This is a genomic window from Rheinheimera sp. (assembly GCF_030690345.1).
GTDB lineage: Bacteria > Pseudomonadota > Gammaproteobacteria > Enterobacterales > Alteromonadaceae > Alishewanella.
In genome coordinates this window covers 786160-810668 of the sequence record NZ_JAUYGV010000007.1, presented here as the reverse complement: position 1 = coordinate 810668, position 24509 = coordinate 786160, and the positions used below count along the sequence as shown (strand labels likewise).

At 49.8% G+C, this 24509-nt stretch carries 23 protein-coding genes and 3 tRNA genes; 12 read left to right on the top strand and 14 right to left on the bottom strand.

Annotated elements, in window-relative coordinates; all coding sequences use genetic code 11:
• Position 1: 1 nt before the first annotated feature.
• The 3 genes from Q8O77_RS14540 to Q8O77_RS14530 all read right to left on the bottom strand — a co-directional run bounded on the left by Q8O77_RS14540 (position 2) and on the right by Q8O77_RS14530 (position 4597).
• Positions 2–1093, bottom strand: a complete 1092-nt coding sequence (locus Q8O77_RS14540) for an efflux RND transporter periplasmic adaptor subunit (RefSeq protein WP_305554594.1) — start codon at positions 1091–1093, stop codon at positions 2–4.
• Between the two features lie 148 nt (positions 1094–1241).
• Positions 1242–3239 carry an excinuclease ABC subunit UvrB gene (uvrB, locus tag Q8O77_RS14535; RefSeq protein ID WP_305554591.1) on the bottom strand — a complete coding sequence of 666 codons (1998 nt, stop codon included), beginning with the start codon at positions 3237–3239 and terminating at the stop codon, positions 1242–1244.
• Complete coding sequence (locus Q8O77_RS14530; RefSeq protein WP_305554588.1) at positions 3236–4597, bottom strand: MATE family efflux transporter; 1362 nt, start codon at positions 4595–4597, stop codon at positions 3236–3238. Before Q8O77_RS14530 ends, uvrB begins: the two co-directional genes overlap by 4 nt.
• A 539-nt stretch (positions 4598–5136) precedes the next feature.
• Here Q8O77_RS14530 and Q8O77_RS14525 point away from each other — a divergent pair.
• The 11 genes from Q8O77_RS14525 (at position 5137) to nth (ending at position 13882) form a co-directional block, all read left to right on the top strand.
• Positions 5137–5213: transfer RNA gene (locus Q8O77_RS14525), tRNA-Asn, on the top strand.
• A gap of 35 nt (positions 5214–5248) precedes the next feature.
• Positions 5249–5325: transfer RNA gene (locus Q8O77_RS14520), tRNA-Asn, on the top strand.
• A gap of 31 nt (positions 5326–5356) precedes the next feature.
• Positions 5357–5433, top strand: a tRNA-Asn gene (locus tag Q8O77_RS14515).
• Between the two features lie 147 nt (positions 5434–5580).
• Positions 5581–7506 carry an EAL domain-containing protein gene (locus tag Q8O77_RS14510; protein WP_305554585.1) on the top strand — a complete coding sequence of 642 codons (1926 nt, stop codon included), beginning with the start codon at positions 5581–5583 and terminating at the stop codon, positions 7504–7506.
• A 115-nt stretch (positions 7507–7621) separates the two neighbouring features.
• The gene (gene rsxA / locus Q8O77_RS14505; RefSeq protein ID WP_305554582.1) at positions 7622–8203 is read left to right on the top strand and encodes an electron transport complex subunit RsxA; all 582 of its coding nucleotides are present in this window, start codon (positions 7622–7624) and stop codon (positions 8201–8203) included.
• Entirely contained in the window at positions 8203–8754 is a 552-nt protein-coding gene (rsxB, locus tag Q8O77_RS14500) for an electron transport complex subunit RsxB (protein WP_305554579.1), read from the top strand. Before rsxA ends, rsxB begins: the two co-directional genes overlap by 1 nt.
• Positions 8755–8758: 4 nt before the next feature.
• Positions 8759–10831: an electron transport complex subunit RsxC gene (gene rsxC / locus Q8O77_RS14495; RefSeq protein WP_305554576.1), complete on the top strand. Its 2073-nt coding sequence runs from the start codon at positions 8759–8761 to the stop codon at positions 10829–10831.
• Positions 10828–11895 carry an electron transport complex subunit RsxD gene (gene rsxD / locus Q8O77_RS14490; protein ID WP_305554573.1) on the top strand — a complete coding sequence of 356 codons (1068 nt, stop codon included), beginning with the start codon at positions 10828–10830 and terminating at the stop codon, positions 11893–11895. The genes rsxC and rsxD overlap by 4 nt, the downstream gene beginning before the upstream one ends.
• A complete protein-coding gene (gene rsxG, locus Q8O77_RS14485) occupies positions 11892–12518 on the top strand; it encodes an electron transport complex subunit RsxG (protein WP_305554570.1) in 627 nt (208 codons plus the stop codon). Before rsxD ends, rsxG begins: the two co-directional genes overlap by 4 nt.
• Positions 12519–12535: 17 nt before the next feature.
• Positions 12536–13231, top strand: coding sequence for an electron transport complex subunit E (locus tag Q8O77_RS14480; RefSeq protein ID WP_305554567.1), 696 nt, complete (start codon positions 12536–12538; stop codon positions 13229–13231).
• A 15-nt stretch (positions 13232–13246) separates the two neighbouring features.
• Complete coding sequence (gene nth, locus Q8O77_RS14475) at positions 13247–13882, top strand: endonuclease III (protein ID WP_305554564.1); 636 nt, start codon at positions 13247–13249, stop codon at positions 13880–13882.
• A 96-nt stretch (positions 13883–13978) separates the two neighbouring features.
• Here nth and Q8O77_RS14470 read toward each other — a convergent pair whose 3' ends face one another.
• From Q8O77_RS14470 to Q8O77_RS14435, 8 genes are all read right to left on the bottom strand, one after another.
• A complete protein-coding gene (locus Q8O77_RS14470) occupies positions 13979–14437 on the bottom strand; it encodes an HIT family protein (RefSeq protein WP_305554561.1) in 459 nt (152 codons plus the stop codon).
• Positions 14438–14515: 78 nt separating this feature from the next.
• A complete protein-coding gene (locus tag Q8O77_RS14465; protein WP_305554558.1) occupies positions 14516–15130 on the bottom strand; it encodes a hypothetical protein in 615 nt (204 codons plus the stop codon).
• A 394-nt stretch (positions 15131–15524) separates the two neighbouring features.
• Entirely contained in the window at positions 15525–17360 is a 1836-nt protein-coding gene (locus Q8O77_RS14460; protein WP_305554555.1) for a bifunctional diguanylate cyclase/phosphodiesterase, read from the bottom strand.
• Entirely contained in the window at positions 17347–18822 is a 1476-nt protein-coding gene (locus Q8O77_RS14455; RefSeq protein WP_305554551.1) for an ATPase domain-containing protein, read from the bottom strand. Before Q8O77_RS14455 ends, Q8O77_RS14460 begins: the two co-directional genes overlap by 14 nt.
• Entirely contained in the window at positions 18819–19235 is a 417-nt protein-coding gene (locus tag Q8O77_RS14450) for a hypothetical protein (RefSeq protein ID WP_305554548.1), read from the bottom strand. The genes Q8O77_RS14455 and Q8O77_RS14450 overlap by 4 nt, the downstream gene beginning before the upstream one ends.
• 270 nt (positions 19236–19505) lie before the next feature.
• Complete coding sequence (locus Q8O77_RS14445) at positions 19506–19943, bottom strand: DUF695 domain-containing protein (RefSeq protein ID WP_305554545.1); 438 nt, start codon at positions 19941–19943, stop codon at positions 19506–19508.
• A gap of 80 nt (positions 19944–20023) precedes the next feature.
• Positions 20024–20305 (bottom strand): hypothetical protein, encoded by a 282-nt coding sequence (locus Q8O77_RS14440; protein WP_305554542.1) that lies wholly within the window; start codon positions 20303–20305, stop codon positions 20024–20026.
• Between the two features lie 795 nt (positions 20306–21100).
• The gene (locus Q8O77_RS14435; RefSeq protein ID WP_305554539.1) at positions 21101–21499 is read right to left on the bottom strand and encodes a hypothetical protein; all 399 of its coding nucleotides are present in this window, start codon (positions 21497–21499) and stop codon (positions 21101–21103) included.
• A 349-nt stretch (positions 21500–21848) separates the two neighbouring features.
• Between Q8O77_RS14435 and gloA the strand changes: the two genes are divergently transcribed.
• A complete protein-coding gene (gene gloA / locus Q8O77_RS14430; RefSeq protein WP_305554536.1) occupies positions 21849–22250 on the top strand; it encodes a lactoylglutathione lyase in 402 nt (133 codons plus the stop codon).
• Positions 22251–22293: 43 nt separating this feature from the next.
• On the opposite strand, the gene Q8O77_RS14425 is transcribed toward gloA, so the two are convergent.
• From Q8O77_RS14425 to Q8O77_RS14415, 3 genes are all read right to left on the bottom strand, one after another.
• Positions 22294–23100: an ABC transporter substrate-binding protein gene (locus Q8O77_RS14425; protein WP_305554533.1), complete on the bottom strand. Its 807-nt coding sequence runs from the start codon at positions 23098–23100 to the stop codon at positions 22294–22296.
• Between the two features lie 110 nt (positions 23101–23210).
• On the bottom strand, positions 23211–24101 hold the full coding sequence (locus Q8O77_RS14420; protein WP_305554530.1) for an aspartoacylase: 891 nt from the start codon (positions 24099–24101) through the stop codon (positions 23211–23213).
• Positions 24102–24246: 145 nt separating this feature from the next.
• Positions 24247–24453 (bottom strand): bacterioferritin-associated ferredoxin, encoded by a 207-nt coding sequence (locus Q8O77_RS14415; protein WP_305554527.1) that lies wholly within the window; start codon positions 24451–24453, stop codon positions 24247–24249.
• Positions 24454–24509: the final 56 nt, after the last annotated feature.

The following is a 24509-nucleotide window of genomic DNA, read 5'->3' as shown; positions in this document are numbered from 1 at the left end:
CTTACAGCCCCCGCTCACGCACCCAGGGCCTTACCTGCTGGCCTTCCTTTAACTGTTGCACACCGGCACTGACCACTTGTTCACCGGCATTAAGACCGGCGGTTACCGCCGCACCGGCACTGGTTAAACTGCTGACGGTTACCGCGCGTTTAGTTACGACACCGCTATCGGCGTTATACACCCAGACATAGCTTTGCTGTGATGCCAGTGCAGTATCGTCCGGCATAAAAATCGCGCTGGCCGGAATAAACAATGCATCGACATAGGCGGCGTTAATTTTGCTGACTTCAGCAATCACATTGGCTGTCATACCGGATAGCACGTTGAATTCAGTGGGTGTCGGCATAGTAAACACCACTTTAAAGCTGTTGGTGGCCGGATCGGCGCGGGTATCCCATTCGCGAATGCGGGCACGGTAACGCTGCAGCGGATGGGAGTCGAACACCACCTCCGGCTGATAATCAAAATCTTTGCGCACATTGGAAATAACATCTTCCGGCACCTGGATCACTACATCGACCTGATCGCGCACCTGCAGCTCCATAATGGCCTGCTGCGCGGCAACGTTTTCGTGGTTCTCGACCAGTAAGCGCGAAATGTTACCGGCAAAAGGCGCCTCCAACCGGGTATAACTCAGCGCGGTTTCAGCAGTGGATAAATCGGCTTGCGCTACCTGTAACTGCGCTTTAGATTCATCAAATACTGCTTGTGACACCAGCTTTTGTGCCACTAACTGCTCGGCGCGGGCAAACTGGGTTTGCGCCAGTTCAAACCGGGCGCGGGCCTGGTCCAGCTTGAGTTTAAAGTCAGTGTCATCCAGCCGTGCCAGCAATTCGCCTTTTTGCACCGCCTGGCCGGGCCTGGCGATCAGCTGTACTAACTTGCCACTGACGCGAAAGGTTAAATTTGCCCGCTCGGTGGGTTCTACCACGGCTGGGAACTGGCGTACCGCAGCGGCAGCATCGGCGCCAACCAGATGCAATTTCACCGGTCGTACCAGTAGTTCAGTAGTTTGAGACTCAGGCTCTGAGCAAGCGGACAGCAGCAACAACGAAGTAAACAACGGCAAGATTACCGGCGGGAAACGTAACATAGTTATCATCCTGAAACAGTAGTAGAACCAAGGCGCCTTTACAGCTTAGTCAAATCTGTACAGATCGCCTTATTTAACATTAAAATCAGCGCCCTAACAGTAAAAATTTTAGGTCAGCGCTTATATTGGCACAGCTGAACGGGTACGGCTAAATTTCTAACAATGCCTGCTTTAACAAATGCACTTTATCGCGCAGTTGCGCGGCTTGCTCAAACTCCAGGTCGCGGGCATGTTGCAGCATTTTCTGCTCCAGTTGCTTAATTTCTGCCTCCACCTGGTACGGCGTCTTACCTTTAATCATCCGCACTCGTTCTGCCACCAACGGCAACGCCGGCGCAGCATCCTGGCCTAAGTCCATCACATCGGCAATTTTCTTTTTAATGGCGGTAGGTGAAATACCGTGCTCAATATTAAACTGCTGCTGTTTAGCGCGGCGCCGGTCAGTTTCATCTATGGCCCGTTGCATAGAGCCGGTAATACGATCGGCATACAATATCGCCCGGCCGGTTAAGTTACGCGCGGCGCGGCCTATGGTTTGAATTAACGAGCGCTCGGAGCGTAAGAAGCCTTCTTTGTCGGCATCCAAAATGGCCACCAATGACACTTCCGGAATATCCAGGCCTTCACGCAGCAGGTTAATACCTACCAGCACATCAAATACGCCCAGACGTAAATCACGGATAATCTCCATCCGTTCCACAGTGTCGATATCCGAATGCAAATAGCGCACTTTAACGCCATGTTCGCTGAGGTAGTCGGTTAAATCTTCCGCCATGCGTTTGGTTAAGGTGGTCACCAACACCCGCTCTTTGCGCTCGGCACGGATAAAGGTCTCAGATAATAAGTCATCCACCTGGGTTGCCACCGGGCGTATTTCTATCTCCGGGTCAACCAGGCCGGTGGGCCGCACCACCTGCTCAATCACTTCGCCAGCCGATTGCTCCAGCTCATATGCCGCCGGCGTAGCAGACACATAGATCCGCTGCGGTGCTATGGCTTCAAATTCATCAAATTTCAGAGGCCGGTTATCCAGCGCCGAGGGCAGCCGGAAGCCGTAATTCACCAGGTTTTCCTTGCGCGAACGGTCGCCTTTATACATAGCGCCGATTTGCGACACCGTAACGTGCGATTCATCAATAAACATCAGGCCGTCGGCCGGAAAATAATCCAGCAAAGTCGGCGGCGGCTCGCCGTTGGCGCGGCCGGACAAGTAGCGTGAGTAGTTCTCAATGCCGGAGCAATAGCCCAGCTCTACCATCATTTCTATATCAAACAAGGTGCGCTGGCTTAAGCGCTGCTCTTCCACCAGCTTATTATTGGCCAGCAGTTCATCGCGCCGGTGTTTCAGTTCAACTTTTATCTCATCTACCGCAGCGAGGATTTTCTCCCGCGGCGTAACATAGTGCGTTTTCGGATAGACGGTGTAGCGCGTCACCACCTTTTCCACCGAGCCGGTTAATGGATCAAAAATGCTGATACGCTCAATTTCTTCATCAAACAGCTCTACCCGCACCGCAATGTCGTCGGACTCGGCCGGAAAAATATCAATCACATCGCCGCGTACCCGGTACGTTGCGCGTTGAAACTCGATATCGTTGCGGCTGTACTGCAATTCGGCCAGACGGCGCAAAATAAAACGCTGATCGACAATATCGCCGACTTTTAAATGCAGCAGCATTTTCATATAGGATTCGGGATCGCCCAGGCCGTAAATAGCGGAAACCGAAGCGATAATCACCACATCGCGCCGCTCCATCAACGCCTTGGTGGCCGACAGCCGCATTTGTTCGATATGCTCGTTAATAGAAGAGTCTTTTTCAATAAAGGTGTCGGTCGAAGGCACATAGGCTTCCGGCTGGTAATAGTCGTAGTACGAGACAAAGTATTCCACCGAGTTATGCGGGAAAAACTCTTTCATCTCACCATACAGCTGGGCCGCCAGGGTTTTATTATGCGCCATAATCAGCGTTGGCCGGTCTACTTTTGCTATCACATTGGCCATGGTAAAGGTTTTGCCCGAACCGGTAACACCGAGCAAGGTTTGGTGCGCCAATCCGTCTTGCAGCCCTTCTACCAGTTTGGCGATAGCTTGTGGTTGATCGCCGGCCGGCTGATAGTGCGATACCAGTTCAAATGCTCTTGTCATATACCTGCCTCCTGCTGTGAACACCGTGCCGCGCGGTTAAACCAGCGCCATGCCAGGCTTGCGGTAAAAATATTGCCCAGCACACAGCCGATAAATAAGCCGGTAACGCCGAACATTGTGCCACCTAACCAGGCCAGCGGCACATAAAACACAAATAACCGTATTATGCTTAATATCAGCGCACTGCCTGGCTGATGCAAAGCATTAAATGATGAATTAGTCAGAATAATAACGCCTTGCAAACCATAAGACAGCGGTACTATCCAGATAAACAGACAAATAATGCGCACTACCTCAGCATCATTGCTGAACAAACCGGCCAACGGCACAGCCAATAGCGCCAACAGCAGATACACGGCAAATTGCCACAGCATAACAAAGCGGCCGCACAAGCGATAAGCCTGCTGCACCCGCAGCAGCAAACCGGCACCGTAGTTTTGGCTGACAAAAGGTGGCAAAGTCATCGACAGCGCCAACACCACCAAACAGGCAATACTCTCCAGCCTGGCGCCCACACCAAAGGCCGCTACGGCTTCAGCGCCATAGCTGGCCATAATGGCAGTCAGCACCGCCATCGCCAACGGCGTTAACATATTCGCCCCGGCCGCCGGTAAACCAATACGCAGAATTTTACGGCACACAGCCAGCAGCGGCTGCAATGAGATCCAGCCGGTGCTGATCAGGTCGCGTTTAATCAGTAAGGCTAAAATAAGCGCAGAGCCAAATAACCACGACAGTACAGTAGCTATAGCAGCGCCCTGCATACCCAGCGCCGGGATGGGCCCGATGCCGAAAATCAGTATCGGGTCCAGCACCGCATTGACCAAACCGGAACAGGCCATAATAATCGACGGCGTTTTGGTATCGCCGGCGGCACGCAATATGGCATTACCCACCATCGGCAGCACTAATAACACCGCGCCGGCAAACCAAATATCCATATACTGACGAATATAGGGTAATACGTCACCAGCGGCACCCAGCGCGGTAAACAGCGGCACGGTAAAGAAGTAACCGGGCACCGCCAGCAGGGCAACCAGAACGGCAGATAAGCCCAGCGCCACCTGGCCGTCGGTACGGGCCTCGGTTAAGCGGCCGGCCCCCAGCGCCCTGGCGATAACTGCCGAAGTGCCAATGCTCAGACCAATAGACAAACTGATCAGCGCAAAGGACACCGGAAAAGTAAAGCTGATGGCCGCCAACTGCACCGTACCCAGCATACTGATGAAAAACGTATCCACCAGGTTAAAGGTCATTAAGGTGATCATTCCCACCAGCATCGGCAATGTCATGGCGACCAGGGTGGCTTGAATATCGTCTTTTGTCAGTGAGTAAGCTGTTTTGGCTGAAGTGGTCATAAATACAGGCTAAATAAAGCGTGGCGCTATTGTAGAGAAAAGCGCCGGCGCGGGCCATGCTAATTTTGTGCTGCGCCGTGTTATTGCGATTAATGCGGGCCTTGCTGCGTTATTTGCCGTTAAAACAGTTCACAATTCCGGCGTGCTTAATTTGTGCCAGTTTGAAACAAAACAATATTTAATTTTGCCGACAACAAAATAACTATCTCATTGTTTTATATAGGTAAATATTTTCGTCGCAAGTTGCTTGACCTGATGCCAGGTCAACAGAATCAAGCCTTCCCCCAGGAAACCAGCGTTAAACACACAGACTTATCCACAGATTCTGTGGGTAACTCTGTGCAGTGCCCGCACGCTATGGCTTTAGGCCGTAAAGGCAAACCTCCGCACACAGCGCTGGTTTTTTCAGCATAAACTGCTGCACTAAAGCCCGCTTTGCTTAAACAATATGCAAGTGATTCAACATGGCGAAAATCCCTGCTGCAAAGTGTTGACAGAGGGTATAGCTGGCATTAGTATTGCGCCCCGTTGAATGCTGTTCCCTAGTAGCTCAGTTGGTTAGAGCGGCGGACTGTTAATCCGTAGGTCACTGGTTCGAGTCCAGTCTGGGGAGCCAACAGCAGTTAACTAAAGCAATACCCGTAGTACAATTCCCTAGTAGCTCAGTTGGTTAGAGCGGCGGACTGTTAATCCGTAGGTCACTGGTTCGAGTCCAGTCTGGGGAGCCATCCTGCACTACACAGCACCATTTTACACAATTCCCTAGTAGCTCAGTTGGTTAGAGCGGCGGACTGTTAATCCGTAGGTCACTGGTTCGAGTCCAGTCTGGGGAGCCATCATTAGCACGCGTTTTTCCCGCCACCCATCGTTAATTTATATATTTCTCAGTATTTTTTTGATTTAATTAGCTTTCTATTGCGCGAGCCTAAAACTATAGTAAGCGTTAGGACAAGGAAACTGGTTATATCTGGTGGTCACTGCTTATGAGAATATTCCGAACTCTGCTTATCAGCCAATTGCTGTCTGCCTTTATACTTGCCATGGTGGCGTTGGTAATAATGGTAGTTTACACCCAGCAACAACTGCTCAGTAGTCAACAAAATGCCGCTAAGGCGATTGAACAAATTCTTAGTCATCATATTACCGGTGACGGCAAAATTTTAAGCCGGCAGCTGGATCGCAGCTTCGCGCTAAAAAGCCTGCGCGTGAGTCAGTTAGACAACACTATATTGCACGAGCAAAACCTGAACGGTAATAAAGCGCCGTTGGCCATTACTCTGCTGCAATGGTTTGGCAGCGAGTTTAAGCCTCACACCATTCGCAACCAGGAGCAGAATATTCAGGTGAGTTATCAGCTGGATTTTACCGGGCGCCTGCAACAGTTCCAAATCATGTTATTAGTGCTGTTTTTGCTGCCCTTTGTGATTGGCTGGCTGCCAATCCTGATGAGTAAAAGCAGTATTAACCGCAGTTACCGTCGCACTACCGCTGCGGTAAACGAGTTGATTGACCGCTTTATTACCGATCCGCAAAAAGCCGAGCCGGACTGGCAGAAAATTCCGCCTGAGTTTTCGGATATTAATACCGCCTTGCAAAAACTGGCCAACTATACCCGCAGTCAATATAACCAGATGGCCTCCAATGCCCATCAAATTGCCGAAGAAGCCTATAAAGACTCGGTTACCGATTTACCTAACCGCAATCGTTTTGTGCAGCACTACGAAGAAAATATCCGCCAGAATGAACAAAATGATTTTGGTGTTTTTGCTATCACCCGTTGTACCGAGTTACAAACCCTGAACCAAACCCGTGGTTATCAGGAAGGCGACAACTATGTGCGTGACGTGGCTGACATAGTGAAAAAACTGGCCGGTACTTATAAAGACTACCGTATTTACCGCTTGAACAGTTCTGACTTCGGCATTCTGCTGCCGCGTGTTACACCAAAAGAAGCAGAAAACTTTGCGCTGCAACTGCAAAGCCGGTTTAACGAATACCAAAAAACCTCTGAGCTGGACTCGGTGGCCTACACCGGGCTGGTAACCTATGAATCCGGTAAAGCGCTGGGGGAATTGCTGGCCGTTGCCGATACCTCCATCAGTCTGGCGCAAACCAAGCAGCCTAATGCCTGGCATTTACAAAAAGAATCGGTCGGGTTGGACATGGCCAATGGCAGCTATGGCAATCAAAACTGGCGTAATGTGATAGACGATGTGTTAACTAACCATCGTATCAGCCTGTTAGTACAGCTTATTCAGCCGTCTAACCGCTCTGCCAAAGCCTATTCCGAAATTCTGGTGCGGTTTAAAACCCAGGAAGGCCAGATCCTGCCTACCGCCTCTTTTCTGGCAATGGCCGAAAAGCTGGATCGTATAGTCGCGGTTGACCGCTTAATTATCGAGACTGCACTCACTACAATTAAAAACAAAAACTTACAGGATCAATATTTTGGCCTTAACCTGTCAGCCCGCTGCGTGCATGATGACCAGTTTATTATTTGGTTAGAACGCCGGCTGTTAAAAGATGCTCATATTGCGGCAAAGTTAATCTTTGAAGTGACCGAGTTTGGCTTACAACAAAACCTTAAAACCAGTAAACGCTTTATTGATATGGTACACCGCGCCGGCGCCCGTATTACGGTGGAAAAATTCGGTGTCGGTATTACCTCGTTTAAGTTTTTCCGCGATTTAAAGCCGGACTTTGTCAAAATGGACGGCAGCTATACACGCCACATTAACGAAGATAAAAATAACCAGTACTTTATGCGGCTGATGATAGACCTGGCGCATCGCATTGGCGTAGGTGTATTTGCTGAAAGCGTGGAAACCCAGGAAGAGAAACATATGCTGGAGTCGTTATTTATTGACGGCAACCAAGGTTACTACGTTGGCAAGCCGGCCCCCATTTAACCAGCTGCACCGCCGTGTATTAAAGCGGCGGTTGCTATAGCCTTACACTTTATCCGGTTGTGTCACAACCGGCTTAATTGCATAATATAGCCCTTCATTTTCCCTGAGCGATACGATGACTGAATTTCTGCTGTTGTTAATCAGTACCGTACTGGTGAATAACTTTGTGTTGGTAAAGTTTCTTGGCTTGTGCCCTTTTATGGGCGTATCGGGCAAGCTGGAAACCGCCATTGGTATGTCACTGGCGACAACCTTTGTCTTAACGCTGGCATCCTTGTGCAGTTATCTGGTCGATCATTATCTGTTAGCCCCGCTGGATTTACTCTATTTACGCACGCTGAGCTTTATTCTGGTGATTGCTGTGGTAGTGCAGTTCACTGAAATGGTGGTGCATAAAACCAGCCCTACTTTATACCGTTTGCTGGGTATTTTCTTACCGCTAATCACCACCAATTGCGCCGTGCTGGGTGTGGCCTTACTGAACGTTAACGAGCGGCATAATTTTGTCAATTCTGTGGTGTATGGCTTTGGCGCCGCCGTGGGTTTCTCGCTGGTATTAATTTTGTTTGCTGCCATGCGCGAGCGCTTAGCCGCCGCCGATGTGCCCCTGCCGTTTAAAGGCGCAGCCATTGCGATGATTACCGCCGGTTTAATGTCATTGGCTTTTATGGGCTTTACCGGGCTGGTGAAAGCCTGATGACACTGATGACTGCCCTTATTGCTATAGGTAGCCTGGCGCTGATCTTCGGTGCGGTACTGGGCTTTGCCGCCATTCGCTTTAAAGTAGAAAGCGACCCGCTGGTAGAGCAAATTGACGATATATTGCCGCAAACCCAATGCGGCCAGTGCGGTTATCCTGGCTGTCGGCCTTATGCTGAAGCTATCGCCAACGGCGATGACATTAATAAATGCCCGCCCGGTGGTGAAAGTACTATCCGCAAGCTCGCCGATTTAATGGGTGTTGAGGCAACACCACTGAACGAAGCCCAGACTGAGAGCGTAAAACGGGTGGCCTATATCCGTGAAGACGAGTGTATTGGCTGTACCAAGTGCATTCAGGCCTGTCCGGTCGATGCCATTGTTGGCGCGTCTAAATTAATGCATACGGTATTAGTTGATGAATGCACCGGCTGTGACTTGTGCGTTGAGCCCTGCCCGGTAGATTGTATTGATATGGTGCCGCTGGCGGCCACACCAGAGCGCTGGAAGTGGGATTTGGCCGCCATACCTGTAAAGATGGTGGAGTAAGATAATGCCGGGATTATTTTCGCAAATTCAGGCCGGCAAGGTGTGGGACTTTCACGGTGGTATTCACCCGCCCACGCGTAAACAACAAACCAGCCAGAAACCGATTGCCGTAATGCCGCTACCGGACCGGCTTTACCTGCCGCTGCGCCAACATATCGGTGTGGCCGGGCAAATTCTGGTGCATGTAGGCGAGCGGGTACTGAAAGGCCAGCCGCTTACCGCAGCCGATAATTCTATGGCCGTGCCGGTGCATGCGCCCACATCCGGCACTGTACTGAGTATTGAGCCGCATACCAGCCCGCACCCGTCTGCCCTGCCCGAGCTAACCCTGGTGTTGGCACCGGATGGTCTGGATGAGTGGCGCGCGCGCGCGCCGTTAAACCTGGTCAACTGCGACAAAATGGCGCTGCTTAGCCGCATTCAGGACAGTGGCATCGCCGGCATGGGCGGTGCAGGCTTCCCTACCCATTTAAAAACCGGGGTGTCGCAACCGGTAGACTATCTGATTATCAATGCCGTAGAGTGCGAGCCTTATATCAGCGCCGATGATTTGCTGATGCAGGAAGCGGCCACCACCATCGTCAAAGGCATTGATATTCTGTGTCATCTGCTGGAGCCCAAAGCGGTATTAATCGGCATTGAGGATGACAAACCTATCGCCTATGCCGCCATGCAGGCAGCCTGTAGCCAGCGTGAACATTATTACGTCCGGGCTGTGCCCACCAAATACCCGTCCGGTGGTGAAAAACAGCTTATTCAGCTGCTGACCAATAAAGAAGTGCCCAATGGCCGCCGCCCGATTGATATTGGTATTGTGATGCAAAACGTCGGTACTGCCTTTGCCGTGGCGCAGGCGGTGCTGGACGATCACCCGCTGATCTCGCGTATTGTTACTGTGGCCGGCGATACCTTAAGCCAACCGCAAAATGTACTGGCGTTGCTGGGCACACCGGTATCGGCCTTATTAGATGCCTGCGGCTTTGCCGCCGAACCACAGCAAAGAGTCATTATGGGCGGGCCGATGATGGGCTTTACCCTGCCTGATCTGAGCGTACCGGTAGTAAAAACCACTAACTGCATTTTAGCGCCGACAGCAGCAGAGTTGCCGGCGGCACAGCAGGAAATGGATTGTATCCGCTGCAGTGCCTGTGCCGATGCCTGCCCGGCCAGTTTATTGCCGCAGCAGCTGTTGTGGTACAGCAAGGCCAAAGACAGCGATAAGTTAAAACAATATAATCTGGCAGACTGCATTGAATGCGGTGCCTGCGCTTATGTATGTCCGAGTGAAATTCCGCTGGTGCAGTACTATCGCGTAGCTAAAGCCGATATTCGTGAACAGCAGCGCGAGGCATTAAAGGCCGAGCAAGCCAAAGCCCGGTTTGAAGCACGAAATGCCAGGCTGGAGCTGGAGAAACAACAACGGCTGGAGCGCAACCAACAATTGGCGGCCGCCAGGCAGCAGCAACAGCAACAAAGCGGTGGCAACAATGCTGTTGCTGAGGCACTGGCGCGGATTAAAGCCAAACAAGCACAAAGCGCCGTCGCTGATCAGCCATCTGCAGCTGATATTCAGGCCGAACGTGAGCAGAAAAAGCAGCAGGCCCGCGAGTATCAACAGCAAAAGGCACAGGCTGACACTGCCGGTGCTGGTGCTGATACCGGCACTGCTGCCGCCGGCGACAGCAAAGCAGCTGCGGTTGCAGCTGCTTTAGCGCGCGCTAAAGCCAAAAAAGCACAGCAACAGGCTACGCCTTTCTCAGAACATGCTGACTCAAAACAAGCTGATGCAGCACCCACTGACACAGCACAAGCCGCAGACAACAGCGCTGCATCAGTAACTGCGACGCCGGTACAAACGCCGGCGGCCGCTGATCCGCGCAAAGCCGCCATTGCCGCCGCTATAGCCCGTGCCAAAGCGAAGCAACAGCCGCAAAGCGCTGCCACTGAGCAGGAAGCACCGGTTACAGCAGCTACTGAGCAACTAACCGAAGCCGCAGCCGATCCACGTAAAGCCGCCATAGCCGCGGCTATTGCACGGGCCAAAGCGCGTAAACAAGCCGATAGCGAGAACTCATGAGTTTTAAAATTGCCAGCTCACCACACCAGCATAATCAGCGCAGCACTGCGCAGATCATGCGTATGGTTGTCCTCGCCTGCTTACCCGGTATAGCGCTGCAAGCGGTATTGTTTGGTTATGGCGTACTGCTGCAATTGGCGCTGGCCATTATTACCGCCTGGTGCAGCGAAGCCCTGGTGCTGAAGCTGCGTGGTAAAGCCGTGTTGCCACGGTTAAAAGATCACAGTGCCTTGTTAACGGCCGTGCTGTTGGCCATTGCTATTCCGCCCTATGCGCCCTGGTGGCTGATTGTTATCGGTACTGCCTTTGCCATCATTATGGTAAAGCAGTTATACGGTGGCTTGGGCCATAACCTGTTTAACCCGGCCATGGCCGCTTATGTGCTGTTACTGGTGTCATTTCCGCTGCAAATGACACAGTGGCTGCCGCCATTATCATTACAAAGCATTGAACTGGCGCCATGGGATGCAGTATGTGCGGTGTTCAGCCAATACAGCTGCAGCGGCTTTAGCCTAACCCAGCTACAAAGCAGTATTGACGGCGTAACCATGGCCACACCACTGGACACACTGCGCACCGGTTTAAGCCGCGGTTTAACCCTGGAAGAAAGCCTGCAAAGCCCGGTATTTTTTGCCTTTGCCGGTACCGGCTGGTTATGGCTTAATCTGGCTTATTTGGCCGGCGGCTTGCTGCTGATCCAGCAAAAAATTATCAGCTGGCGTATTCCGGTTGCTGTGCTTGGCAGCTTGTTTGTGTTATCGGCTATTGCCGCTCTGGCGGAGCCTGATACCCTGGCCGGGCCGCTGTTCCATCTGTTTAGCGGCGGCACTATGCTGGCAGCATTTTTTATTGCGACCGACCCGGTATCCGCCTCTACCACGGACAAGGGCCGGTTGTGTTACGGCGCCCTGATTGGCTTGCTGGTGTTTTTAATCCGTAACTTTGGTGGCTACCCGGACGCCTACGCCTTTGCCATCTTGCTGGCAAATATGGCGGTACCGCTGATTGATTACTACACCAGGCCGCGAACTTATGGCCACCGCACCCGGAGCGAACTGAAATGATCCGTGCTATCAGTAAAAATGCGCTGGCACTGGGTGCAGCAGCAGCAGTCTGTGTTGCCATACTCAGCCTGGTTAATCAGCAAACTGCACCGCGGATCAACGAACAGCGGCTGGCGGCCAAGCTGGCAATTTTATCTGAAGTGTTACCCGGTGTGGATGCCGGCCAGACATTATTGCAGGATTGCCTGCAGGTAACAGATGAGCAGTTGCTCGGTAAAGCCGCTGCCCAAACCTTGTATCGCTGGCGTCAGGATGGCGAGCTTAGTGCTTACATTATTGAAACCACAGCACCGGATGGCTACAGCGGCAATATTGATTTAATTGTTGCCCTTACCCCTGATGGCACTGTGTTGGGTAGCCGCGTGCTGGAACACAAAGAAACACCGGGCCTGGGCGATAAAATTGAAGCCAGGCGCTCACCATGGATTTTCAGCTTTAGCGGCAAAGCAGTAACTGATGACAACGCCGGCCGCTGGGCAGTACGCAAAGATGGCGGCGATTTTGATCAATTTACCGGTGCTACTATTACGCCGCGTGCGGTAATTAATGCCGTGCGTAATGCCGTGCTGTATGTGCAGCAACATCCGCAGCTGGCCACCCTGCCCGCCAACTGCAAGGGTTAATAAGGTACAACACACTGATGAGCCAATTTAAAGACTTAACCATCCAGGGCTTGTGGAAAAATAACCCGGGGCTGGTGCAATTACTCGGCCTGTGCCCGCTGTTGGCGGTTACCGCCACTGTGACCAACGCATTGGGCCTGGGCGCCGCTACCTTATTGGTGCTGCTTGGCTCCAATATCGCCGTGTCGCTGGTGCGTAACCATGTAGCCAGTGAAATTCGCATCCCGGTGTTTGTGTTAATTATTGCCAGCCTGGTGACTGTGGTACAGCTGTTGATGAACGCCTATACCTTTGGTTTGTACCAATCGCTGGGTATTTTTATTCCGCTTATCGTCACCAACTGCGCCATTATCGGCCGTGCCGAAGCCTTTGCTTCAAAAAACGCCGTACTGCCCTCGTCCATCGACGCCATTATGATGGGCTTGGGTTTTATGCTGGTGCTGCTGGTGCTTGGTGCTATGCGGGAAATACTCGGCCAGGGCACCTTGTTTGACGGTGCCGATTTATTGCTGGGCGATTGGGCCAAAGCGCTGCGCATTGAGTTATTTACGGTAGACAGCCACTTTTTATTGGCGATGTTGCCGCCAGGCGCCTTTATTGGTATGGGGCTGTTAATCGCGCTGAAAAACGTGATAGATAACAAACTTAAACAAAAACAGGCCATTGAAAAAGGCAGCATCGCCCGCGCCCGGGTTACCGGTGCGGCGCAATAAACTGCCGGATAACGCATGAATAAACAAAAACGTATCGAGATGCTAAGCCGGCTGCGCGCCGCTAACCCGCAGCCTACCACAGAGCTGGAATACAGCTCGCCGTTTGAGCTGTTAATCGCTGTGCTGTTATCCGCCCAGGCTACCGATGTGGGTGTAAATAAAGCCACCAAACTTTTGTTTCCGGTAGCGCGCACACCGCAAGCGATGCTGGATTTGGGCGTCGACGGCGTAAAGCACTATATCAAAACCATTGGTTTGTTTAATACCAAAGCCGAAAACGTAATTAAAACCTGCCGCATGCTGGTAGAGCTGCATAATGGTGAAGTGCCGGAAAATCGCGAAGCGTTAGAAGCCCTGCCGGGCGTGGGCCGCAAAACCGCTAACGTGGTGCTGAACACAGCGTTTCGCTGGCCTACCATCGCAGTAGATACACATATTTTCCGCGTATCTAACCGCACTAAACTGGCACCGGGTAAAAATGTCGACGAGGTTGAACACAAATTGCTTAAGGTGGTGCCAAGTGAGTTTAAACTCGACGTGCACCACTGGCTTATCCTGCACGGCCGCTACACCTGCGTCGCGCGCAAGCCGCGCTGTGGCAGCTGTATTATTGAAGATTTATGCGAGTTTAAAGACAAAACTGAAGCGTAACATTGCATTTTTCAGCAAAAAGTGGACATTACCCCTGCCTGCAGGCGCGAGCTTGCGAGCGTCCGGCAGCCGAAGGCTGCGTAGTGCTGCTCCTGGTTATGCACATGACCTAATATGTGCAGCCAATTTTGCAAGCTCAGCATCATCAGCTCGCTCACAATCATGCGTTGATAAAAAACCTTCGTACTTTAGAATGAATGGCCCCATGGTTCCGTCAATTGGTTTGAAATTAGAATCATCACCGGTACCATGCATAGGAATCAGCTTGCTATGTAAGTGATCTACTTCGTATCCTTCATAAACGATACCTGTTCGCGCCACACCATCAAGCGCCTTATCAAGCAACAGGGCAACTTTCTTGCTTGCCAAAGTAAGGTTGGCAACGACGCTGTCATCTTGTGCAAAGATATAACTCGAATAATGTTTCTTCGGTATCACCACCGTAAACCCTCTGGTATTTGGGTAAATCGACAAGAAAGCGAGATGCTCACTATCTTCCCAAACCTTATGGCACGGCGACGAACCAGCAACTATGTCACAAAAAATACAATTCATATCAGACCTGATAATGCATAACGCCCAGCTCAGCGGGCAATTGAAGCGCAGCGTAAATTGATCCGCTGCAGCTGCTTGTTATATTTTCTTACGTTTTGAAAACCAAAGATAATAATGGGCTGTGTGCCCTGACTTCAATTGATTCTCCAGATATCTATCTAAATCCGGAATTTTGTAGTCCTCGAAATCTCTGTCTTTAATTGATACAAGGTGATAAAACTCCTTCGGGAGTCTGTTGCAGCTATTATTTATGTCACCTATCACAGATTTGTGCATTCTAATAGCTTCATATTCATAAATTTCATGCGCCAATCCAAACTCTTCTTTTGTTTTAATAAACCCTTTGTCCACAAGTAGATCTATTTTTTGGTGCTCTGGATTAAAATACACATTACTCATTTCAAATATTATTGTCGAAATTTTCCTGGCTGGCGACAGCTCAGGGTTGACATGTATCTCTAATCTTCCATTTCTAGCATATGTATTTCCAGATTTAGCAGAAATGGAATCTTTAATGATATAGGTGCCGAATGCAGGTCTGGCTCTGATATCTTTGATCATTTCTCTGTATATAGAACTTTTTATGGTTAGCCACGCATCGATCTCATCGTTTGAACGCTTAACATAAAAATCACAATCAGCAAAACAAAAGGACGAAAAAAGTCCTATTACTGCCGAAATTAGAATTCTCATAAATCTGCCTTGAAAATATAACGCTTATTAGGCGGTTCAACCCGCTTTTAAACACGGGTTAACCTGCCTTTGTAAATTTAATGTACAGAACATTACACCGCTTCTTTAAAACTTACAACAACTTACAGGTACAGCTGATATTTTGTACTGCCGACAAATACGGGTTAATCCTCCTAACAAAGCACGAACCGGGCTTGGGCATTATATGTATGCAAACACAGCGATTTTCAGAAGTTGAGTACCAGGATGAATATCTGCTTTTAGTACAGAGCTATCCTGCATGGGCAGCAGAATATATTACCATTACCGCCTGCACTGCGAGTTTAAAGACAAAACCGACTAGGCAAATGGCGGCAAGATTACTTAAGCAAACCTTGCTTATTGCTACTAAAACCTAATCTGACGCCGGGATCAGTGAGCCACCGGCTTTAAGTAACGCGGCCAGCGACTGCGGCTCCATCGGAAAACCGAAGTAATACCCTTGTCCTTCGTCGCAATTCTCAGCCAGAAGGAATGCATACTGCTCTTGTGTTTCCACGCCTTCCGCTATCACCCGTTGATGCAAGCTTTTGCCCATGCTGATTACTGCCTGCACAATGGTGGCATCGTCTGGGTTGGCATTGAGCTGGTTGACAAAACACTTGTCGATCTTCAGGGTATTGATCGGAAACCGCCGCAAATAGTTCAAGCTTGAATAACCGGTTCCAAAGTCATCGATCGACAGCCTGATGCCCATGTCCGAAAGCGAATGCAGCACGGAGTTGGTCGACTCCACATCCCGCATCAGAATGCTTTCGGTCAGTTCTATTTCCAGAAGGTGCGGGTCCAAACCTGTGGTTTTGAGCGTTGCGCGGACATTTTCCAGAAATGCTTCCGAGCGAAATTCGAGCGCGGAGGTGTTGACTGCCACGGTAATGGCAGGCAGCCCTGCATTGAGCCAAAAACCCGCTTGTAAACAGGCTTCGCGCAGCACCCAGCGACCAATTGGCAGGATCAGACCACAGTCTTCTGCAATGGACACGAAGTGTCCTGGCAGCAGCAAGCCACGCTGCGGGTGTTGCCAGCGAATGAGCGCCTCCACGCCGACAATAGCACCAGTGTGCAGGTCTATTTTAGGCTGGTAGTGCAGCACAAATTCGTTTCGTTTCAGCGCCAGGTGCAGGCTGGCCTCGATAGATTGCCGCTCCACGGCCCGCTCGATCATTTCTTGCGCAAAAAATTTGTAATTGTTACGCCCGCTTTCCTTAGCGTAAAACATGGCAATGTCCGCATGTTTGAGCAAGACTTCCGCATCCCCGCCGTCAGCGGGATAAATAGCGATGCCAATACTAAAAGTGATATGAAGATCATGCCCGCCAACGTTATGGGGATGCGCCAACACCGTCAGGATCTTCCTGGCGGACAGCTGTGCACCATCCGGACCTTCAATGAAGGGCAGCAGCAACACGAATTCATCACCGCCTTGCCGACTAACGGTGTCCGAGACACGAACACTACTCAGCAGCCGCTTTGCTACCGACTGCAGCAGTTGGTCACCAACGGCATGTCCTAAGGAGTCGTTTATGTTTTTAAAACGGTCAATATCCATAAACATGACGCCGAGCTGTCGGCCTTGGCGATTTGCCGCTTCAATGGCCTGGCTCAGGCGGTCTCTTAGCAGCACTCGATTGGGCAAGTTGGTAAGCGCGTCGTGATGGGCCAAATGCTCAAGCTCAACTCTGACCTTTTCGATTTGTTCTGCTTGCCCTTGTGCGGCCAGGGTGGCTAAAACTAAGCGGGTGTTCGCTTCTTGCAGCATGGCGTTGTGCTCAGACGACTGCAGCTGCAGCTCCAGCTGTGTCAGTTGCAGCGCGTCCTCAAGCTTGGCGGCGATATCTTCGCGTGAACTGGTTTCTTCTTCCCGCGTCTGGGCGGCGCCTTCGCGCACCAACACCGTATGTTCACGTGCCTCAGAAGCGTTTTCGCGTGCCTCGGAAGCGTTTTCACGCGCATTCATTGTATGCTCTCGTGCAGCGACCAATTTTTTTCGGCACAGCAAGGCCGCTTCGTCGTCGCTTAGCGAATTTTTCCGCTTTGCTCTCTCATTTTCCAGGGGGGCACTATCCCCGGTGGCGCTGTCCCGGGTAGCGCTGGCCCGGCTGGCCGGAATAGGTTTCTTTTGCTGCTGAGTCAGATCCGACGGTGGCTTAGCGCCACCCCTGGCGACAGCGCGGCTTTTATTCTTTGTCATATCGGTCGATCCCGGGGCTACCTGTCGTGATGCCACTATAGTCAGATAAAACTTCGCCAATGACGATGCCGTCATCGGTAATCTCAAATAGTCGAATGTCTTTGCTGTGGGCACTGCTGCGCACCTTAACAACCGAGATGACGCGCTTAAATTGACCGGCAAGTTCAATGTAGCGTTGCATGATGATGGCGTCCGCCAGAAAAGCATTGCCAAAGGGACTGAAACGCAAATCGGTGTAGCGGTCTTCCAGTTCCGAGGTCATTAATATGGTGACGCGCAAGTCGGTCAATTCGGCAATCATCCGGTACAGGGAGGCGCGGAAGTTTTCGCTAAATTCAGGCGCCAGTGCCAGCTCAAATCCGGACAAAGAGTCAATGACCACGCGCTTTGCTTTCATTTTTTCAATCATTTTCAGCATGTCATGCAAGGTTTCGTCAATCGACAAATCCAGCGAGCGGGTGTTGATCACGCCCACGTCTCCCGACTCCACCAGCGAATACAGCCTCTTATTACCCAACAATTGGCTGGGACTTTTTTCAAAGGCCGCAATAACACCCGGCTCACCCTGGCGTACTCCTTCAGCGAGAAATTGGGTCGCCAATATGGATTTGCCGCACCCCGAAGGGCCTACCACCAGCAACGAATAACCCACCGGCAAACCGCCGCCCAGCATGTCATCAAGGCGGGGCGTTCCCACCGCCACCCGAGTCTCTGAGCCGGGATTCCCGGGAGCAACTTTGGTCGATATCGAGCCTTTGACAATAGCCCGTGGGAAAATCCGCACGCCATCATCATCAATGCGAAAGGTGTGCAAACCGGAGCGTTGCGCCTGGCCACGCATTTTGATCACCTGAATTTTTCGCAGCATTGAATTTCGATGCAAACTCTGTGACAGACATACAATGCCATCGGCCATGGCAAAAAGGGGGCTGGTCTCTGACTCCGGCAATACATATTCGCCGATCAAAAATGAAGTTGCCTGCCAACTGTTCATTTGTATACTCAGTTGTTGCACAAACTGCGGTAAGTCCAAATCACCTTGGGTATGTTCTTTTGCGGAGCGCGCCAGCGAGCGAAACGAATCGACAAAAATAAATTTTGGCGCATAGGCTTTGATTTTTTCGGCGATGTGCGACAACACCCGGTCAAAAGCGCCATCCAACAGCTCTGCTGACAGGTTGACGAATTGGATCGACTCCTCAATCTTGCTGATATCAAAAAATGCAAACTGCTGTTGATAACGCAGCATCTTCAATGCAGGTTCTCCGAGCACCGTGAAGTACAGTGCTTTGCTATCAGGAGTGGCCAGCGAGAACATCATTTGGTGGGCGAGCGTGGTTTTGCCGCTGCCCGGCGTGCCAACGATCAGATTGAACGAAAACTCCGGCAAGCCCCCACCCAACAGGTTGTCTAAACCGGGTACCTCTGTGCTTAGGCGGCGTATATTTGCTTTTTTAGTCATTTTTTAACTCCTTTTCGATCAGGAGACGCGTTTTTTCCCAAAGCAGATAGAAAAATACGGGTGGTAAGCTGCGCGCCGATAAGAGACTCCAAAATGGCAGTAAAATTGGCCAGCAGCAGGCCGTCTGCTGCACTGGCAAGCGCCGTCGTTTGGCTTTCCAGGCTTGCCCTTAAGGCGATGAATCGCTGCTCTGTTGCTGGCTGCCATCCGCTGCTCAACAGCCAGGGAAATGTCGACCGGGTAAGGATGACACTGCGTTCATAAAGTGAATTGAACCCTCCCTCACCAAGAATTGAAATCATATGGGCCGCTATCAGCTGCCACCGATCAATCGCGGTATCCAGCATTTTTTCTGCATCAGGTTCGGTCAATTCAATGATTAGCTGTCGCAGCGGCAAATCATGTATCTGCATAAAAAGTACCTATGGACCTCGCACGTGGCTGGATTAAACCTGTTCGGGTTCTGCAGCGTAGTGGCAATCGACTTGCACTTCTGTTCGCTATCGAACACTGGCGGCTTATTGAAGATTTGTGTGAGTTTAAAGAAAAGACGGAATAATAGAACAGCTGATTAAGCGAGAAGCGGATATTAGCGCTTTGCTAATTGACTGCGCCACAGCGCAGCTTTAGGCAGTCCAGTGAAAACCACGCTGTTTCTGGCCGGGACGAAACTAATCACCTTGTTATATTCCTTTAACCCCGGATACAAAATTATGGTAGGTCGACCAGTTTTGATCTTGCTCTATCTCGATCTCAACAGGATAAACTTTGTGACCGGAAAGTAGTTCGTTCAATTTTCCCATCCAACCCTCTACATCTTTGACATACCAAATCCATTCTTTGCGTCCGTTACCTGTGACTACCAGCATTAGATGACTAACACCATTTTGATCAAGTGAGTCAATCGCGTCCTCAAATGCAATCTGATCCGCATTTGTTTGAGAATCAGGCATGCCATTATTTGCATCTGACTCAAATGACCAATAAATATTTATTAGGGTTGGAAAGTCAGCCTCAGTTTGACCTTCAGGTACTTTTTCCATGCTTCGATAGATAATGGGCTTACCGTCTTGCTCTCCTTGAGCAGTGAAGTAAATGTTTTCAGCTACGGCTTCTGCCATAAACAAACTCCATATAAAAAATATCCTTAAAATCTTCAATGTATTTTGTTCCTATATAGGAATAGCGCATTGTTATACATTTACTGCACCGCCGAATTAAACACAATGGACAGGCTGCTGAGAATAACCGTGGAAAATGCGACAAATTGCATGCGCTTTTTAAATTTAGTTGGCTCCATCGCAAAACGCTGAGTCCGCTGCGCGCTTAACATAAAGAGTATTATTGACATCATAAGTAGCGCAGGAGCAATAAAAGGCCCGTTACCTATTAGTGCTGCAATTGCAGCTGATACAACAGCAAGTCCGAGAACAAGCCAAATAACTGTAAGAATTGGATTCTGAGCTGGTGCTAAATTGCTCACGCTAAACTCTCCAAAATGTATAACGCAAAGCACACGGGCGACGACCGCGATGCGGTTGGCGTCCCAGCGACCGAAGGCCGCGAGTGATGCGTCTTGTTAAGTGTTTACCGCCTTGCAGCCACTTCATAGTGGTTCCCCCCCACCCATACATGCAGAAACCCAGGGGCTTTACGAACATGAAGTGATGCGCATGGAAAGAATACAACCTGCTCCCAGCTAGGCCCCGGCGCACCGAGAATTCTGATCTGACCATACCCTCCTTCCAACACATTGATATGGTTTCCCTTTCCGCAAGACTCACATTCATACCAAAATGCGCCCATCTCCGGCCACGAGAAGGGACTCTTACCAAGAGCCTCTTCTATTTCAAACTTTTCGTGACAGCTAAGGCAGTTCATAGAGGACACTTAACGCACGCCTAAACGGCGAGCAACTTGTTGCGAGTCCAGCGGCCGCAGGCCGCGATGTTTAAGGCGCTTGTTAAGTGTTTGGATAATGCACATCACTTAAACCTTGCCGCACAAAACTGACATAAACCACGCTCATCCAAATTCATCACAGGGAACATATTCTCGAAGTTTGCTTTTGGAATATTATCAGGCGTTTTTGGATATCTGCCATACTGCCCGCAAGCTGCACACTGCCTAATCCATTTTTTGGTTCTCGGATCTTTCAAGAACCATTCTTGAGTTTTGGTTTCAGTTCTCATGACACTTAACGCACGCCTAAACGGCGAGCAACTTGTTGCGAGTCCAGCGGCCGAAGGCCGCGTTGTTTAAGGCGCTTGTTATACAACTAGTTTACGCAAATATCCGTAAAGTTGTGCCTGTAAAACGCCCAATCGTCAGAGAAGCAAATACGGCTAATTAACCTCATATAAACTTCTTCATATTTTTTATTTTGAGCCAATAAGTTAATTAAAGCCTTACCATATTCAGCAGCAGAGTCTTCTTTTTTTAATATGAATGTTAATTCTAAAGCCCCGTAATAAGCGTTTACTTTTTGACTGTAATCTAAAGCTTCATCAAGCTCAATTATTGCTAAATATGACTTATAAGATTGCTCAAAACTTTTCTCTGTCTTTAGTTTAAACGCTTCAACTAGCAGGTCATCGATGTCTATGTGTTGCTCGCTACTCGATGAAAATGTGATCAATAGACAAACAAGATTAATTAACCCGGATAATTTCTTCACGGCTATCCCTAGTTGTATAACGCTTATTGGGCGGGTCGACCCGCTTTTAAGCACGGGTTAACCTGTCTTTGTAAATTTAATGTACAGAACATTACACCGCTTCTTTAAAACTTACAACAACTTACAGGTACAGCTGGTATTTGTGCCGGCGACAAATACGGGCTAACCCGTCTAACAAAGCTTGAGCCGGGCTTGGGCTTTATATGCATACAAATACAGTGATTTTCAGAAGTTAAATACCAGCACGAATATCCGCTTTTGGTACTGAGCTATCCTTCCGGGGCTGCAGAATATGTTACCATTACCGCCTGCACTGCGAGTTTAAACACCAAACCGAACAGGAGTTTGTATGAGAATGCTACATACCATGCTGCGCGTGGGTAACCTGGAAAAATCCATCGCCTTTTATACTGAAGTACTGGGCATGAAGCTGCTGCGCCAGTCAGAAAACACCGAATACAAATATACGCTGGCGTTTGTTGGCTACGGCGATGAGAGTGAACACACCGTGCTGGAACTGACTTATAACTGGGATACCGACAGCTACGATTTAGGCAATGCTTATGGCCATATCGCGTTGGAAGTGGAAAACGTGTACGAGGCCTGCGATAAAATCCGTGCTAAGGGTGGTGTGATCAGCCGTGAACCCGGCCCGGTAAAAGGCGGTACCACCGAAATTGCCTTTGTGCGCGATCCGGATAATTACGCCATAGAGTTGATTCAGAAAAAGGCCAGTTACGATACGCTTTAATGCTACAAGTACATAAACAGTATAAAGCCAGCGTCAGCTGGCTTTAGTATTTTGGCTGAACGGCAAAATCTTCCAACCGCTGAATAATGGCTTCGGCATACACCGGCTGATATAGCTTGCGCATAGTGCCATCGCGATAGCTCTGCTCTAACGCCTGCTGCCAGCGGGCAATGCGTTCATCGGCAATATCACGGGAAAACGCCAGATAGCGTTTACGCCCGGATAAGTACTGCACCAGTATCAGCTCGTGACCAGCTTGCTGTACACTGGCGATAAATTCCGGCAGAGACAACTCACTCACTGCGGTTAAATCAACTCTGCCTAATAACAGCATATTCAGACAGTCGCCGGATTTGCTTGTTAATACCAGGGTTTTCCCTTCAATAAAACCCCGTTGTTTCAGCTCATCTACCGTAGCAGAATTACGATAACTGCAGGCCGTATAGTTAGCGGCTAACGCATTAAGATCCGGCCGCTCACCTACCCGCTCTTTTAAGCCATACAACGAAATTTGATAATGCTTTAGCGGGCCAACCCATTTAAACCAGTGTTCACGCTCAGCTGTGCGTACTGTTTCAAACAGCGCCGTATTTTCTGCGGTTCTGGCGATATTAAGCGCCCTGCCCCATGGCATCAATTGCATAGTACCGGGCTCGTCCAACCGCTGTTGCAAAACCCGGATCAGCTCTGCGGTAACACCGGTTATTTCGCCCTGCGCATTCAGATATTCTCCGGGCGGGTTGTGTTCAGTCAGCAAATGAAGCGGTTGTTGGGCAAGGCAGTAGCCCGAAAAAAACAGCCCCAACAACCATTTGTAACGTATTGAAAAAAAACGGTATTCAGACTTCATCTTGTACCACTGATAAACAGCATTGAATTCTTATAACAGTTTAATAACACAGCAATTGCTAAAAGAAAACCTAAATAATCATCATGATACAGATGTCAGACCAAGCAAGATCACTCCAGCGTAATAACAACTTTTTCATTTAATGACATAGCCAGATTATTATCATAGTAGGCCGCTTCGTTGATAAAGGTCGGGTATACCGTGCTATCACCGTCGTAATAAATTTCTGTGCCATCAAATAAGGTAAAGATTGGGTCGCCGGGATTAATCGGCTGATAGTCTCTGTCCTGCACATTTTTATGCACCATGCCCAAGCGCTCGCCTTTATCATTTACCGGCAGTTTAATGCTGTGTAAATAGCGAAAAGCTTCAGTCTGTTTGGGTAGCGGCGGCAAACTGTCGCTATTGTACAGCTCAACAAAGTCGAGGATATGCTGCGTCATACAATGCATCAGATCCAACACATCCTGGCGCAGCACCGATTGCGGTTGCGGGCCAACCTCGACCAGCACACCATAACGGCCCAGGGTACACATTAGTGCATGCTCTTCGGCGGCAAAGTGATCTTCATCGCGGGAGATAATAGCCTCCGGCATCCGCATTTTTACGTACGCTGCCAGCTTATTATAGAAATCGCCGGCCTGCGTCAGGATTAAGCAGGCGCCCATATTGCTGGTGGTGTTGTGTAAATCTATCAGCAGGTCAGTTTTGGCGTTGCCCTTGGGCCCCAGCTGCGCATTTAATACTTTAGCGCGGCTTTGTTCGTAGTTGGTCAGGTGCGGGTTAGCTAAATCGACATTTTTAAACTGGCGGTTTAAATCACTGTGCAGATAGCGCTTGTTAGCGTGATGCGCCTCCGGGTTAGCCCATACCAGTTCAGTATTAAAGCCGGCACGGCTGGCCAGCTGCGGTTTGGCCTGATACTGCTTAACTAAATAAATGCCCGAGAATTCATTACCATGCACGCCGCCAACAATGGCGACCTGTTTAATTTTATCCATAGTTTTGTCCATAACCGCTATTGTTGCGCCAATGTTGCGCCAAACCTGAGCTTAGCCTAATTCAAGAGCGTTATTATGACCAGTAGCGGATGGAAAAAGAATAGATTCAGAATTTAAATGCGAAAAATAAGCATATAAATGCAGTTTAAGCAGCGGGCTGTGCCAGGTTCAGATTGTTAGCCGATAATTGCACCAGTTCGTTATGCAAAATTTGCTGCGCCTGGCAGGTACATTTACCGCATTGGCTGCCCACACCGGTGCACATTTTCAGTTCACGCATGGTGGATACGCCTTCGGCCACTTTTTGTTTAATGGCTTTATCGGTGACAGCTTTGCATAAACATACGTACATAACAGCACTCCGCTAACAGAACGCCGCCATTTTAATATTATTAAGAACTATTATCA